This is a genomic window from Pantoea sp. LMR881 (genome assembly GCF_027157825.1).
In the GTDB taxonomy this organism is placed as follows: Bacteria; Pseudomonadota; Gammaproteobacteria; order Enterobacterales; family Enterobacteriaceae; genus Pantoea; species Pantoea haifensis.
Window position 1 is genome coordinate 1,764,122 of the sequence record NZ_JAPVOK010000002.1, and the last position, 14,992, is coordinate 1,779,113.

9 protein-coding genes and 5 pseudogenes are annotated in these 14,992 nt (G+C 53.1%); 9 read left to right on the forward strand and 5 right to left on the reverse strand.

Annotation, left to right across the window (positions count from 1 at the left end; translation table 11 throughout):
* Positions 1 to 136: 136 nt before the first annotated feature.
* Positions 137 to 691 carry a histidine phosphatase family protein gene (locus O3W44_RS10155; RefSeq protein WP_269292966.1) on the forward strand — a complete coding sequence of 185 codons (555 nt, stop codon included), beginning with the start codon at positions 137 to 139 and terminating at the stop codon, positions 689 to 691.
* Here O3W44_RS10155 and O3W44_RS10160 read toward each other — a convergent pair.
* A pseudogene (locus tag O3W44_RS10160) lies at positions 688 to 1,635 on the reverse strand (WD40 repeat domain-containing protein). The gene O3W44_RS10155 and the pseudogene O3W44_RS10160 sit on opposite strands and share 4 nt — an antisense overlap.
* Positions 1,636 to 2,182: 547 nt before the next feature.
* On the opposite strand from O3W44_RS10160, the gene O3W44_RS10165 reads away from it, so the two are divergent.
* Positions 2,183 to 3,202 (forward strand): glycosyltransferase family 32 protein, encoded by a 1,020-nt coding sequence (locus tag O3W44_RS10165; RefSeq protein WP_269292967.1) that lies wholly within the window; start codon positions 2,183 to 2,185, stop codon positions 3,200 to 3,202.
* On the opposite strand, the gene O3W44_RS10170 is transcribed toward O3W44_RS10165, so the two are convergent.
* The gene (locus O3W44_RS10170) at positions 3,176 to 4,096 is read right to left on the reverse strand and encodes a LysR family transcriptional regulator (protein ID WP_269292968.1); all 921 of its coding nucleotides are present in this window, start codon (positions 4,094 to 4,096) and stop codon (positions 3,176 to 3,178) included. The genes O3W44_RS10165 and O3W44_RS10170 overlap by 27 nt on opposite strands.
* A 119-nt stretch (positions 4,097 to 4,215) precedes the next feature.
* On the opposite strand from O3W44_RS10170, the gene O3W44_RS10175 reads away from it, so the two are divergent.
* Together O3W44_RS10175 and opgB are read left to right on the forward strand one after the other, a co-directional pair.
* Positions 4,216 to 4,605, forward strand: a complete 390-nt coding sequence (locus O3W44_RS10175) for a tautomerase family protein (protein ID WP_269292969.1) — start codon at positions 4,216 to 4,218, stop codon at positions 4,603 to 4,605.
* 246 nt (positions 4,606 to 4,851) lie between these two features.
* Positions 4,852 to 7,149 (forward strand): phosphatidylglycerol--membrane-oligosaccharide glycerophosphotransferase, encoded by a 2,298-nt coding sequence (gene opgB / locus O3W44_RS10180; protein WP_269294414.1) that lies wholly within the window; start codon positions 4,852 to 4,854, stop codon positions 7,147 to 7,149.
* Between the two features lie 147 nt (positions 7,150 to 7,296).
* Here the strand turns inward: opgB and O3W44_RS10185 are convergent.
* Positions 7,297 to 8,006: pseudogene (locus O3W44_RS10185) on the reverse strand (GNAT family N-acetyltransferase).
* 99 nt (positions 8,007 to 8,105) lie between these two features.
* Here O3W44_RS10185 and pdxR point away from each other — a divergent pair.
* Positions 8,106 to 9,560: a MocR-like pyridoxine biosynthesis transcription factor PdxR gene (gene pdxR / locus O3W44_RS10190; protein WP_269292970.1), complete on the forward strand. Its 1,455-nt coding sequence runs from the start codon at positions 8,106 to 8,108 to the stop codon at positions 9,558 to 9,560.
* Here pdxR and O3W44_RS10195 read toward each other — a convergent pair.
* Positions 9,527 to 10,629 (reverse strand): annotated as a pseudogene (locus O3W44_RS10195) (LacI family DNA-binding transcriptional regulator). The gene pdxR and the pseudogene O3W44_RS10195 overlap by 34 nt on opposite strands.
* A 193-nt stretch (positions 10,630 to 10,822) precedes the next feature.
* Here O3W44_RS10195 and O3W44_RS10200 point away from each other — a divergent pair.
* The 4 genes and pseudogenes from O3W44_RS10200 to O3W44_RS10215 all read left to right on the forward strand — a co-directional run bounded on the left by O3W44_RS10200 (position 10,823) and on the right by O3W44_RS10215 (position 14,416).
* Positions 10,823 to 11,635 carry an ABC transporter substrate-binding protein gene (locus O3W44_RS10200; protein ID WP_269292971.1) on the forward strand — a complete coding sequence of 271 codons (813 nt, stop codon included), beginning with the start codon at positions 10,823 to 10,825 and terminating at the stop codon, positions 11,633 to 11,635.
* A 55-nt stretch (positions 11,636 to 11,690) separates the two neighbouring features.
* A pseudogene (locus tag O3W44_RS10205) lies at positions 11,691 to 12,499 on the forward strand (amino acid ABC transporter permease).
* Positions 12,499 to 13,268: pseudogene (locus tag O3W44_RS10210) on the forward strand (amino acid ABC transporter ATP-binding protein). Before O3W44_RS10205 ends, O3W44_RS10210 begins: the two co-directional pseudogenes overlap by 1 nt.
* A gap of 35 nt (positions 13,269 to 13,303) precedes the next feature.
* The gene (locus O3W44_RS10215) at positions 13,304 to 14,416 is read left to right on the forward strand and encodes an NAD(P)/FAD-dependent oxidoreductase (protein ID WP_269292972.1); all 1,113 of its coding nucleotides are present in this window, start codon (positions 13,304 to 13,306) and stop codon (positions 14,414 to 14,416) included.
* A gap of 43 nt (positions 14,417 to 14,459) precedes the next feature.
* Here the strand turns inward: O3W44_RS10215 and O3W44_RS10220 are convergent, their stop codons facing one another.
* Entirely contained in the window at positions 14,460 to 14,963 is a 504-nt protein-coding gene (locus O3W44_RS10220; RefSeq protein WP_269292973.1) for an RcnB family protein, read from the reverse strand.
* Positions 14,964 to 14,992: the final 29 nt, after the last annotated feature.

Consider the following 14,992-nt stretch of genomic DNA (forward strand, 5'->3'; position numbering starts at 1 on the left):
CCAGAATATCCACTCCAGGCCCAATAAAAATCGGTTCTGTCGCGATAAAAATCAGCAATTTTCTCTGAATAGCGTCTGTTGATTTGGCAAATGTCAGGAATGCATTACCCTAAAAAGAGAGCCAGACAGGAGCGTTATGACGATTATTCTGATGCGACACGGCAAACCCGATCACCAGACGGGCGGGCGATGCAGCGCACAGGCGCTGGCCGACTGGTGCGAAGCCTACGATCTGGCGCTGGTCAGCGACGCGCCGCCCGAACGCAGCATAAACATTGCACGTCAGGCCTCGGTGGTGGTTTGCAGCCCGTTACCGCGTGCACGCTCCTCCCTGACCCAGCTCGGTTTACATCCGCAAGAGATCGATGATCTGTTCAGTGAGGTTGCGATCCCATTGCTGCGATCGGATCGCGTGCAGCTGCCCACTACGCTCTGGCTGGCCCTGCTGCGTTTGCTATGGTTATGCGGCTACGCCGGTGAGTCTGAATCGGTACTGCATGCCCGTAACAGAGCATCGCTTGCCGCAGACAAGCTGATCGCATTTTCCCGGCACGGAACTGTGCTGCTGCTGGGCCACGGTATCATGAACAAACTGATTGCCCGTGAGCTGCGTAAGCGCGGCTGGCAGGCAGAGAAACATGCCAGCAGCCGTCACTGGAGCTCGGCGATTTATCATCGTCCTTTTATTTAACTCAGCTGAAAATAACTGAGGATTTCGCAGCCAGTCCCGACACGCGGCGTCGCAATGACTTTACGCTGCACTAAATCGATAACGCTCAGCGTGCCGTCACCTTCATTGGCTATCAGCAATTGCTGCTTATCGGCGCTGAAACAGCCATCCATTGGCTTGTTGCCAACAGCAATGTCACCCAGCGGATTGAGCAGATCATCAAACAGCGTCACGATGGGTTCCTGATTGCCAATCGCCACCATCAATTCACCGTCCGGGCTGAAACGAACAACCTGGCAGGGCTTTTTATGGCCCGGCAGCGTCAAACGCTGGCGCACACGATGGCTCTGGCGATCAATAACATAAAGCTGTGGCGCATCGGCGGCACTGGCCACCAGATAAGGGTGTTTTGGCGATGCCGCAATACCGGCAATCGGGCCGTGCAATAAAATGTTATCAATGACGCGCCCTTCTGTTTCGCACAAGTCGACCACGGTAATGCTCGCATCTTCCTCATTTTCAGTGAACAGTTTACGCCCGCTGGGGACAGCGTCAGGCGATGCGCATTGTGAGAAGGCACAGGAATGGTTTTTTCTAATGTATCGCTGTTCGGATCGATCACCGCGACCCTGGCACTGGCTTCACAACAGAGATAAACCTTACCGTCACGGCCCAGCTGGCCGCTATGCGGTGATCGCAACGGGGAGAGATCGATGAAACCGCTGATTTCCCGCCGTCGCAAATTGATTATCGCAATTTTGTGGCCGGGATGCGGATTATCGCCGTGAACCCCGTCGCCATAGATGGGGACATAGGCTTTTTCCCATGCCGTTAACATCAGCAATTCATGAGGCCGGGGGAAATGCGTTTAACTCCTGCTGTACCGCAAAGGTTTCAGGATTGAGAAACAGTACGCGATTGCCTTGTTTATCTACTGCCAACAATCCACTCGATTCATGCTGCATATCGCCTCCATTCTCTGTAAGCCTTCCTTAAGCGTAGACAATTGCTCTCAGGCTGTACGATCCAGCGAATCGATGAGCCGCGCTAACGGATGCTTTTTAAGCAGAATCTTTTTATGCCACAACAGAAAGTCGCTGTTTATCGACAGGGAAAATAAAAAAGATCAGAAATTCCTTATTTCAAACGCCCGTGCTGATTAACAAAGGTGTATTAAATAATTCATTTGCACTTAATTATTTTAAATTGCTTATGACCGGCTTAATTCCGGATTATCCTAAAGATAGAAAAAGAAATAGCTAATAAGTAAATAATGTTTTATTAAGGAGGGGCAGTGCAATTTTACACAGCCGTGAGGAAACTATCGCGCGCTTACCGCTGCGTCACCATCAGGGAAAACCAACGACGACATACCCGACTTATTTGCGTTACAGGAAGGCAATAAAGGTGTTCACGCCGGATTCAGTACCAGGATAAAACCGAGACGAGATCCCAAAGCCAGCGAAAGATAACGTGAAACAGGACAGGTACAACGATAATAACAGGTGCACCATGACACAACTCAGTCAACGTCCTGCGCATACTTTCTGGCGCAGCTGGAAAAGAATATCGTTCACTAGTCAGATGCTATGGAATAAAAAGAAACACAGCACAGTCAGCGCCCCAGAATATGATCCGGGCCAGGAACAAAATGTCGTGTTGATGTCGCAGCAGAAAACGTTGCCAGCGATCCCTAAAATGGTGTGGATGTACTGGCATGATAATCAATTGCCAAAATCAATGGCATTGAATATCAATAAAATACGTCGAGATAATCCCGATCATGACGTTCATCTCATTACGCAACGTACGCTGCGGCAATGGCTTCCGGATCTGAATTTTATTTCCTCAGATTTAACGCTGGCGCATAAAAGCGAAATTATTCGCCTTGAATTATTGCATCGCTACGGCGGCATTGGCATTGATTGCAGTACCTTGCTGTTTGAAAATCTTTCATGGGTACATAAAGTTCATCAGGAGCGTTCGATGGACCTGATCGGCTATTACCGTGAACGCTCTACCATTAATTTTCTTTCGCCGGTTACCGAAAGCTGGTTTCTGGCTGCCGCACCGAAAAATCCTTTTATTCGTGAATGGTTAAAACAGCTGGCACCGGTTAAAAACATTGGCGTGCAAAATTATTTTCAGGAAATGAAAAAACGCGATGATTTTCCACTGATTGTGCAAAATATTGAAAATCCGTCACGCCAGTTATTATCGCTGGCGCAGCAGGTTGCCATTCGCGAATATCGCCGAATTAATGTTTATTTGCGCAAGGGCGAAGCCAACGCTTATTACTATCAGGGTTTGCATGCCGATAACAGCGCCGCCTTTGCCCGCTCAGTGCTGTTTCAGCACCGTCCGCAAACGCCGCCGCCAATCATCAAGCTGACAGGCAAAGAGCGGCTGCACCTCGATTTTAATTTACGTCTTGGCGTATATAACCGCACCAGCCTGATTGGCGAGATGATGCACACTGCGTCGCCCGCTCCGCTGGCACTGCCGTCAACCATTAACAAAGCGCGCGCGTAGCCAGTGAGTCAATGTCGTGACCGCTCGCGGCACCTGCGCCGACCAGGGCCGCACAAGCCATAATCGGGCGGCGAAGGCATCGATGCACTGCCACTCAGTCAAAACCTGTTGCAATGAACCGGACTTTAACGCCGCGCTGGCGCTGAAGTCCGGCAGCATTGCTATCCCCAGCCCCTGCAGTGCCGCATCGCGAATCGACTCACTGTTATTGGTCGCAAAACTGCCCTGAATGCGCACCTGAACCTGCTCGTTGCTGTCGAGGGCGGCGAATGTCCAGCGCGGTGATTCCACCCCGCGCGGATAGTAAAGACAATTATGCTGCGCCAGGTCCTGCGGCTTGACGGGCCTGCCCTGCTGCGCCAGATAGTGCGGTGAAGCAACCAGCAGCGTGCGGGTTTCACACAGCGGCAGTGCAACATGTGTTTCAGGCAGGGAATCACTGTGACGTATCGCTAAATCGAACCCTTCGCTGCTCAGCGACACGATGCGATCGGTGACCTCTACCTGCAATCGCACCTGTGGAAACTCGCGCAAAAAATCGCCAATAATCGGCACCAGTTGCTGACGTGCAAACGCAACCGGCGCCGTTATGCGCACCAGACCTCGTACCGGACCCGCGGTATCACGCACGCTGAAAAAGCTTTGCTCGATGCGTGCAAACGGCTCACGCAGCTCCTCTACCAGTTTCTCACCCGCTGAAGTCAACCGCACGCTGCGCGTAGTTCGCTGCACCAGCGAGACGCCCGCTATCTCTTCAAGCTCTTTGATTTTTTGGCTCATCGCCGCCTTGCTCACCTCTAACCGCTCAGCCGCACGGGTAAAACTGCCTTGCTCCGCCAGCACAGTCAGCCAGTGCAAATGCCCCCACAAGGCATCCGTTTTCATCTCTTTCATGATGATTGTTCAATATAGTGAATAATCATTTCAGGTTAGTCGCTTTTTCTCTGAAGTGAAAGACGTCAGGATAGCTCTATCGACAGTCATAATTTCCATTTAATGATGAGGGATTTTCCATGCCATTATTGCAATTTGATGTTATTGAAGGCCGTTCTGAATCAGCGTTGCGCACGCTTCTGGATGCTGCGCATCGTGCGGTGTTGACGGCTTTTAAGGTGCCTGCGCGCGATCGTTATCAGATTGTTCACGAAAATAAACCTTACCAAATGGTGTTCCAGGACACCGGGCTGGGCTTCACGCGCAGCGATAATCTGGTGATGGTGCGCGTCTATACCAGTCCACGCAGCTGTGAACAAAAGCAATTGTTTATGGCCGAACTGGCGCGCGAACTCCAGGAAAGCTGTGGTGTACAGGGCAATGATCTGATGATCAGCTTTATCACTAACGACAAAGGTGACTGGAGTTTCGCTGATGGCGAAGCGCAATATTTAACCGGCAAGCTTTAGCTTTTCAACCTTCAGGCTGAACAGGTTTCAGCCGCCCTTTTTTCCGTCTGCTGATGGCGGAATCGCCCTGCCGTCAGGCTAACTCATCCCCACACTAAACAGCCGTTAAATCATTCTCCAATACACTGCACAATTCTGGTTGGATGTGTTGCAGCCGTATGACAGCCAATATAGATTGTCGGAAAACCATCCTGCGAAGATGGCTGGTTGCGCATGGAATCGCGCACTACATGAGAGGGTTTGACGTTGTCCGAATTCGTGTCAGTTGTATTGTTTCTGGCCGCCATTGCAATCTATTCCAGTAAAGCCGGGCGAAATAAGATTTGGTTCGTGCTTGTTTTAATTTTACTCGTTTTGTTTGTGGTGCTTAACGCTACGCTGTACGCCAGTAACTATTTTACCGGCGACGGGATTAACGATGCCGTGTTATACACGTTAACCAACAGCCTGACTGGCGCAGGCGTGAGTAAATATGTCGTGCCCGCGATTGGGCTTATCATTGTCCTGTTCTCTCTTTTGTGTCTGCTGTCATGGCTGCTACGCCGTCACGATCGCCCTCATCATCTTGGCTGGAGTCTGATTGCTTTCGCCTGTGCCGCCGGATCGGTGCAAACCACACCAGCCTTTCGCCAGGTCGCATCCCTGATCGCCTCACACACGCAGTTAGCTGATTCTGATTTTGATCGCTTTTATAAAGTGCCGAAAAATCTTATCAATAAGCCTGAACTGAACGTGGTTTACATTTACGGTGAAAGCCTCGAACGCACCTATTTTAACCAACAAACTTTTCCGGGACTGGCACCGGAACTCAGTCGGGAAAAAGAGCAAAGTATCGATTTCAGCCATACCGAACAGTTACCAGGCACTGATTACACCATCGCAGGCATGGTGGCTTCGCAGTGTGGTATACCGCTGTTTGCGCCTTTTGACGGCAACGCCTCTGCGTCACTTTCCAGCTTTTATCCGCAGAACATCTGCCTTGGCGATATCCTGAAAAACTCCGGCTATGAAAACTGGTTTATTCAGGGGGCAGACTTACGGTTCGCCGGTAAAGATGTGTTTCTTCAGTCGCATGGCTTTAGCCCAGCCAATATGTATGGCTCACAAGAGCTTAAGAGCCGCGTAGCCGATCCAGCCTATCGTAATAACTGGGGATTTTACGACGACACGGTAATGGATGAGGTTTTTCAGAAATATGAAGAGCTTTCACGCCAGCAAAAACGTTTTGCGCTGTTTACCCTGACGGTAGACACGCACCATCCGGACGGCTTCATTTCACGCAGCTGCCAGCGCAAAAGTTACCGCTATGATGGCAAGCCTAATCAGTCTTTTAGTGCTGTTGCCTGTTCACAAGAGCATGTGGCGCGACTGATTGAGCGCATCAAAGCCTCACCCTGGTTCAAAAATACGGTTATTGTGGTGACGTCTGACCATCTGGCGATGAACAATACCGCGCATCCCTATCTGGTAAAGCAACCGCGTCACGATCTGTTTATGATTATCAGAGGGGATAAACCGCAGGCTGAAATCATTGATGCCAAACGCAGCACGCTGGATAACGGCGCGACATTACTGGATATTCTTGGTGGTGATAATGCGATTGGACTTGGACGCAGCACGCTTTCTTCGGCATCGCTTTCCAGTCAGTTTGATAATTTGAAAACGAAAATCATGAGCTGGAAGCCGGATATTATCCAGCTGTGGAATTTCCCTAAAAAAATCGATAATTTCACCATTGATACCACGAAGAATAATTTCAGCTTCTCTGGTACGACATTTAAATTACCCATTCTGTTTCGCGTGACGGATAAACACGTTGAGCCATTACCCGAAGGCGAATATTCGGCTCCCCTGCGCTATCAGCTCGCTGACTTCATCTCAACCGATAAATTCGTCTGGGTTGACAGCTGTTTTAAAATGGCACGGCTGTGGCAACCTGACCTGGCGCTTTCTACAGACTACTGCCTGGCAATGGGCCAGATGGGAGGGTGGCCTGTGGTTATCCATATTGATAAACCCCAGTGGAAAGGCAAAGTGCAGTTTCCCGCCAGCGCCACCAGCGACGCGCAATATCAACGCAACCTGACACAACTGCGTATACTGGATAACGATATTCGCTACAAGGCAGACAGCTTTCTGTTGGCTGTGCCGGGTGCGCCCGAAACCGTAAAACGCTTTAGCGGCATTTCGCGTCCGGAAAGCTGGGGGCGTTGGTCAAATGCCAATCTCGCGCCCGAGGTCAACATTGAGTACGTTGATGCGCTTCCAGCGAAATTTGACCTGGTGATCACCGCTCGCGCCTTTGGCCCCAACGTTCAGCGTCCGATTCCCGTGCGTGTTGGCGATCAGCAGCAACTCATGACGCTGGGCGAGACATTTTCTACCACCACTCTGCATTTTGCGAATCCGAACGGCAGCCACACGTTAACCATCGTGCCGCCGGAACCCCAGTTGAGCACGCTTGACAATATTATCGGTCAGGATCCACGTAAATTAGGTATTGGTATGGTTGATATAAAGATTATTCCGCAACCTCAGGGATAACTTTTATTAATATCGCGCCATAACAAGGCGTGGCATTAAGTTTCAGTGATTATCATGAAATATGATGACGGATTATTACGGTGCGCATTGCACCGTAATCTCTGTAAAAAAGAGTGGGCTGCCGTCAGTCCGCTGGCCGGGCCACGCTTATCGCGATAACCGCAACGTCTCCAGCTTCTGGCGTTGCCTGCCCTCTGGCGTAAAATTGTCACCGCTGAGCCAATACTCAAAGCCCTTTTTCACCTGCGGCCACTCACCATCAATAATTGAAAACCAGCTGGTATCCCGGGTGCGTCCTTTATAAACAATGGCCTGACGAAAATCCCCTTCATAGCGGAAACCCAGTCGCTCAGCTGCCCGTCGTGAAGGCACATTACAACTGTCGCACTTCCACTCATAGCGACGGTAGCCAAGCTGTTCAAAGGCATAATGCATCAGCAAATAATGCGCCTCGGTTGCCATGCGCGTTTGTTTCAGCAGCGGCGAAAAGGCCACATGCCCCACTTCAATGACGCCATGTTTCGCGTCGATGCGCATCAGCGCCAGGCTGCCGATCGGCTTTCCGCTTTGCCGATCAATCACCGCGAAGTGTAACGGATCGTCACTTGCTTCCATTTGCTCTGCATATGCACGCCAGGCCTGCTGCGTATCAAACGGCCCGGCAAAGAGATATGTCCAGTCACGCCCGTCTTCTGCCAGCGCATAAGCGGCAAAAGGTCTGCGCCGTGTACAGCCACGCTAAACGGTTCAAGACGACAGGTTTCCCCTGTGAGCACAACACGTTGTGGATAAGGCCGCGTTTGCCATACCAAAGGCTGACCCACCGGCTGACCATACTGATTAATACACTGCGACATAGCGACTCCCTGTTTTAGACGATTACAGCAGATTGCCACTTTGCTGGTGGGTTAAAAAGCGCCACAATCAGGCAAAATGATGGATCCACGGAGGCCGCTGTGACACAAGATTTTTCACTGCTGTTTGCGCCGCTTTCTGCTGATAACACCACGTTGCAGCAACAGCTTTATCAGCGCGTTAAGCGGGCGATTCTGGATGGGCGATTCGCCGCAGGTGCGCGTTTACCCGCAACACGACAGCTTGCAAAGGAGCTGCAGGTCTCGCGTAACACTGTTATCAACGTCTGGACCCAGCTACAGGCAGAAGGTTATTTGATCAGTGACCGTCAGGGGAGTCGTATTACGCCTGTGGCGCTGCCGCGTGCCAGCACAGCCTCAACACCAGCTATGCTGCCGCTTGCACAGCGCCTGAATAACCTGCATTCAGGCCATCGCCTCAGTCGCGACGATTTGCCACTCCGCGCAGGTGTACCCGCACTCAGCCATTTCCCTTTCGCCGCCTGGCGACGCGCGCTAAACAGCGTATTGAGTCAGACCCCACAACGCCTGCTGGGCTATGGCGATCCCCTGGGCGAAAGCGATCTGCGGGAAGCGATAGCGCAGCACCTGGGCATGACGCGCGGCGTGCGCTGTCTGGCGGATCAAATCGTCATCACTGAAGGTACACAGCAAGCGTTATCGCTGTGCGTCACCTTGCTGACAAACCCTGGCGATACCGGCTGGGTCGAAGATCCTGGCTATCGCGGCGCAAAAGCTGCGCTGCATGCCGGAGATTTAAGCGTGGTACCGATCGCCGTGGATGCCCAGGGGCTGGCTCCGCTTGATCGCCACTGGCAAAGGTCGCCGCCGAAAGTGATTTACACCTCTCCCACGCATCAATATCCCACTGGCGCGGTGATGAGCGCGGCGCGACGTCTGGCCCTGATTGCCAGGGCGCAGCAGCATCAGGCATGGATTATCGAAGATGACTATGACGGCGATTATCATCATCGCGGTGAGCCCATTGCTGCCATGCAAGGCATGACTGACAACGCACCGGTTATCTATCTCGGCTCGTTCAGTAAAACGCTGTTTCCTGCTCTGCGGATCGGTTTCATGGTATTGCCTGCCCATCTCACTGCCCGGTTACGCCCGGCGCTGCACGAGCTACTGCGCGGCGGCAACCGTCTCGAACAGCAGGCCCTGGCACGGTTTATTCGCAGTGGAGACTTCAGCCGTCACTTGAGCAAAATGCGCCGTTTGTATCGTCAGCGTCAGGCAACATTGCGTACTGAGCTTCAGCGGCTGCTGGGTGAACATGTTCAGTTACTCGGCGGTGACAGCGGCATGCATCTGGTGCTGCAACTGAGCCAGAGTGATGAGGCCCTGGCGGCGGCTCTCTGGCGGGCAGGCTTTGCCCCTGCCGCCCTTTCGACCTTTTATCTCTGCGAGCCAAAACAGCAAGGGCTGGTGCTTGGCTATGGCAACACCAGCACCACACAAATCGTGGCAGGCGTGAAGCAAATCCAACGCTTGTTAGATCACACGTCCGGCGCGGGTAACGCAGGCGAATGATTAACCGCTGGCGTGGCGATGGAGTGGCGCGTTATCAGCTCTGCAGTAAAACTGGGCATGGGACCCGCCTCTTCATCCCGGATTTCGGCAATCAAGCGACGTGCCGCTTCACGCCCCATTTCGTATACCGGTTGCGCCACGACGGTCAGCGGTGGCGTAACCACCTCACTCCAGGGAAGTTATCGTACATCACGAATGAAACATCCTGTGGAATGCGCAACCCACGTCGCGTGATTTCCCGCAACAGCCACATTGCCACCACGCTGTCAGAGGCGATCAGCGCCGTTGGCGGCTGCGGTCGCTGCCACAGCGCATCGACAATACGGGTGATGTAAACCTCATCACAGGCATTGGCCTGAACCAGCGCAGGATCGAACGGCAAACCTGCCTCAGAAAATGCCTTCATCATGCCCTCTACACGCTGGGCAACCGGGGTTAAGCCAAAATCGGACAGGGCGCGATACGGCCGGTCCAGTTCCATGCTGGTGACATAAGCAATTTGATGATGCCCGGCGGTGATGAGCTGCTGCGTCGCCTGCTGCGCGACCTCAGTAAAATCACAGCAGATAGCTTCAACGTCAAGGCCATCTACTGCGCGATCGAATAATTTTAACGCTTTTCCTTCAGCCTGAACCTGAATTAAGTGGCTGTTTTTTTCGAGACTGGAGCAACAGGGTGCCACAATAATGCCATCCACACGCTTTTCCAGCATGACACGCACTGCATCCTGCTCAGCCTGCCCTTTTTCATCGCTGTTACTGAGCAACAAGTGATAGCCAGCAAGCCGCGCCACATCAGCCATACCGCGTAGCGCCAGACCAAAATGAGGATTCTCAATATCCCCGACAATCACACCAATGGTGTTTGATCGCCCGGTGTTCATGCTGCGCGCCAGTGCATTAGGCCGATAGCCAAGCTGTAGCGCCGCACTGCTTACACGCTCCTGCACCTCTTCGCTTACTGCACCATAACCGCCCAACGCCCGTGCCGCCTGGGCTTTGGAGACTTTTGCTGCGCGTGCCACATCAGCCACCGTAGGGGCTTTAGAACGTGGTTTTAGGTTGGTCATAATAAATTCGAATCACAGGTTGATAACAGGATGATTGACGCCGAAAAAAGGCTGTGCTTAAACTCATTCTATCCCCTTGAGACCGGTCTCACAATGACAACGTTATCAAGGTGACACCTGTAATGAGACCGGTCTCAAAAATAACAACCGGCTCAACAGTCTCTGATGTTTAACCTGCAAAAACGGATGAGCTATGAAATCGTATAACACTCTGAGTAAGCTGCTCTGCACTTCCATCGCACTCTTGTCTATATCATTCACAACGCTGGCGGCCAGCAATGACAATCCCTATGGCCTGATCGAACCCGGCCACCTGCGCATTGCCAGCGTGGGCGATTCCAAACCCTATACCTTCACCGATGCCAGTGGCCAGTTCACCGGCTTTGACGTGGAGTTTTTCAAAAATGTTGCGCATCGCATGGGTATCGATAAGGTCGATTTTATCGGTCAGGATTTTTCAGCGATTATGCCTGCCGTGGCGAATGGTCAATACGATGCAGCAGTCGCGGCAATTGGTATCACCCCGGCGCGTGAAAAAACCGTCGATTTTTCCACAGGCTATTTAGCCGGTTACTTAACGGTATTAACCCGCAGTGACAGCGCGGTTAAAAACGTAGCAACCCTGGCTAAACACCGCATCGGTGTTGTCCAGGGTACCCTGCAAGAGAACTACGCGGTGCAGCATTTCACTCAGTCTGATGTGGTGCGATTCCCGGATAATAACAGCGCGGTATCGGCTCTCAACAACGGCACGCTTGATGCTATGTTTCTCGATTATGAGGCCGCAAAGAGTTACGCCGACCGCTTCAAGCTGGTTTCAGCCGCAGATATTCCCTCCTTCGACGCACCTGCTGGCATTGCCATTGCTAAAGGCAAACCTGAATTCAAAGCGGCGCTGGATAAAGCGATCAAAGCCGCGATGCAAGATGGCACCTGGAAGCAGCTCTATCAGAAGTGGTTCCCGGGTTCGCCAATGCCGAGGCAGTATTTGCCCGGCGGACAGTAATTGCGCGGACGCGTAGCGTCCTGAGTCAACATCAACGTACTAAATGGAGACGGCGATGGATCTGCTCACAATACTTTCTCGCACTTTTTTGATCTCGATTCGATGAAAGAGGTGCTGCCGCAGTTACTGGCAACGGGTCTGGTCAATACCCTTATCATTTCGCTCGCCGCAACGCTGCTTGGCACACTGTTTGGTTTACTGCTGGCGTTAATGGGTATTTCCCCCTCGCGCTGGCTGCGTGTTCCGGCGCGGATTTATACCGACCTGTTTCGCGGTCTGCCGTCGATACTGACCATTCTGCTGATTGGTCAGGGGCTGGCCCGCTTCAGCTATCAGCTGTTTGGCCCGACGCCCTATCCGCTCGGCATTTTTGCCCTCAGCCTGATCGCCAGTGCTTATATGGGTGAGATTTTCCGTTCCGGCATTCAAAGCGTGGAGCGCGGTCAGATGGAAGCCTGTCGTGCGCTGGGTATGAGCTATGGGCGCGCAATGCGTCTGGTGATAATTCCGCAGGGCATCCGTCGCGTGTTGCCCGCTATCGTGAATCAGTTCATCGCCATCATCAAAGACTCTTCGCTGGTCTATCTGCTGGGGTTGATGACCAGTCAGCGCGAGCTGTTCCGCGTGGGTCAGGATGCGGCGGTGCTCACCGGCAACCTGTCGCCGCTGATGCTGGCTGGATTGTTCTATCTGGTGATCACCGTACCGCTCACACACATGGTGAACTATGTCGATGTGCGCTACCGCACGGGTCGCCGCCGCCTTACTGCGCCTCAAAGCGGCCTGAAAGAGCTGGATGAGGTAGAGAAACGGCCAAACGGCGCATTAGCGACCCATTCATTAATCAGCGATCGGGGGCAATGATGAGTCAACCACTTCTCGCCGAACGCCCGGCGCAGGCAAGCTGGCAGGGTGCCAGCCTTGAGTTACGTAATCTGACGCTGGCTTATGGCCCGATTGAGGTCCTGCGCAACGTGTCGTTAAAAATTCCTCCCGGCACCACGACCTGCATTATCGGTCCTTCGGGTTCAGGTAAATCGACGCTGTTACGCGGCATTAATCGTCTGCATGAACCGAAATCGGGCGATGTATTAGTGGCCGACCGTTCGGTGCTGCGTGATAAGCCCGATGCACTGCGGCTGCGCATCGGTATGGTGTTTCAGCATTTCAACCTGTTTCCCGATCACAGCGCCCTGGAGAACGTGGCGCTGGCTCCTGGAAAGTAAAGGGGTTGCCGAAAGCACAGGCGATGGCGATTGCTCACCAGCGGCTGGAAGAGGTTGGCCTGGGGCAACGCGCCGAACACCGGCCGCGCGATCTCTCTGGCGGGCAACAGCAGCGCGTGGCGATTGCACGGGCGCTGGCGATGGACCCGGAAGTGATGCTGTTTGACGAAGCGACATCGGCACTTGATCCCGAACTGGTGAAAGGCGTGCTGACCTTAATGGCGGATCTGTGCAAACGCGGCATGACGATGGTGGTGGTGACGCACGAGATGGGTTTTGCACGCAAAGTCGCCGATCAGGTGGTGTTTATGGATGAAGGCGAGATTGTTGAGGTCGGTTCGCCCGGTGCGATTTTCGACGCACCGCAGTCGCCCCGCCTGCAACGTTTCCTTTCAGAAGTGCTGTAACGGCTTTCCCTTTTTCTTTAACAAGGAACAGAACAATGGCAGGTAAAAATGAGATGAGCGTAGTGGTTTTGGGCGGCGGCGTGCTGGGCGTTTCCAGTGCGTTACAACTGGCAAAACGCGGTGCAAAAGTGACGCTGGTGACAGAAGCTGAGCTTTGTTCTGGCGCGTCGGGCCGCTCGCTATCGTGGCTCAATTCAGCAGGAGAACGCTCCACGGCTTATCATGCGCTGCGCATGGCGGGCATTGATCGTTATCGTACCCTGTTTGCTGCCGATCCCACACGCGACTGGCTGCGCTTTGATGGCGGAATTTGCTGGTCTGCCAATGATGTTGCCGGAACGCGGGCACGGCATTCTTATGAAAAAGCGCACGGTTATGATTCCCACCTTGTTTCGGCAAACACGGTGGCTCAGGCTGATGAGCAGGTTAATCCAGGCGTGATGGCAGACGAGGCCATTTTTAACCCGGGTGAAGGCTGGGTCAGCCTGCCACATCTGGTTGAGCATCTGGTGGGTGAATTGCGTGCGCTGGGCGCAGAGATTGTTGAACAGGCCGGTAAAGCCAGCGTCATCAGCGAACAGGGTCGCGCCTGTGGCGTGCGCAGCGATAAAGGCGAATTGCGCGCCGATGCGGTTCTGGTTGCCTGTGGCCCCTGGACGCCGCAGGTGGTTGCGCCACTTGGCGTCACCATTCCTGACGGCTCTCCGGTGTCAATGCTGGTGATTACCGAACCGAGTGAGCAGCGCCTGAAGACAGTGCTCAATACGCCACGCGCAGCGGTACGACCCAACCCTGGTAAACGTTACGCGCTGGATCACGACTGGTATGAAAACGACATCAAACTGCAATCCGATGGCAGCTATCAGATTAACGAAAGTGTCGTTGCGCAACTGGCGCAGGAAGCGAGCAAGCTGCTGCGCGGTGATGCAGCGTTGATCCCTCACAGCTGGAAGCTGGGATTAAAACCGATCCCGGGTGATGGCGAACCGGTTTTAGGCGAACTGCAGAGCGTGCCGGGCTGTTTTGTCGCGTTTACTCATTCAGGCGCGACGCTGGCATTGATTGCCGCTGAGCTACTGGCTGATGAAATCATTACCGGCGAGAAGCATCCGATGCTGGCATCCTTTCGAGCCGAACGCTTCGGTTAGCTTTATTGAAAACTCAGCCGGTCAGGCTGACCGGCTTTGGGTGTTATCCACGGAAGAAGATATCACCTGATTTACCCATAATAATTTTACCGCTGTCATTGGCGATCAAAATGTAATTCGCATTGATATAGGCCCAATGAGAGTTCTCCTGAGGCGCCGGTAAGTTGCGCTTTTGCCATTCCGTAATGGTGTAGGATTTATCCAGATACTGCTGCGGCACGATGTCGCCTACTTTGTACTCTTTGTAATCGATGATGATCGTGGTCAGATCGTAGGTTGGCGGCGTGTTCGGCTGCGCGGCACTGGCATCCGGTTGCGCAGGCGTGGTTGGCGTAATGCCATCGTTTGACTGTGAGGGTTGCTCCCCGGCAGGTGAAGAGGCTTGCGGTTGAGCTACATTCGCATCGGGCTGCGCCGGATCGGCAGGTTGAATTTGCGGTGGGGGTGGCACGGTATCCGTCGCTTCACCCGCCGCCTGCACAGATGGAATCAGGCTCAGTGAGCCAAACAGTAAACCCGCAAAAAGAGTGATTTGAGTCCTGCGCATAGTAAGTTCCAGGTTAAATAAGTATGTAG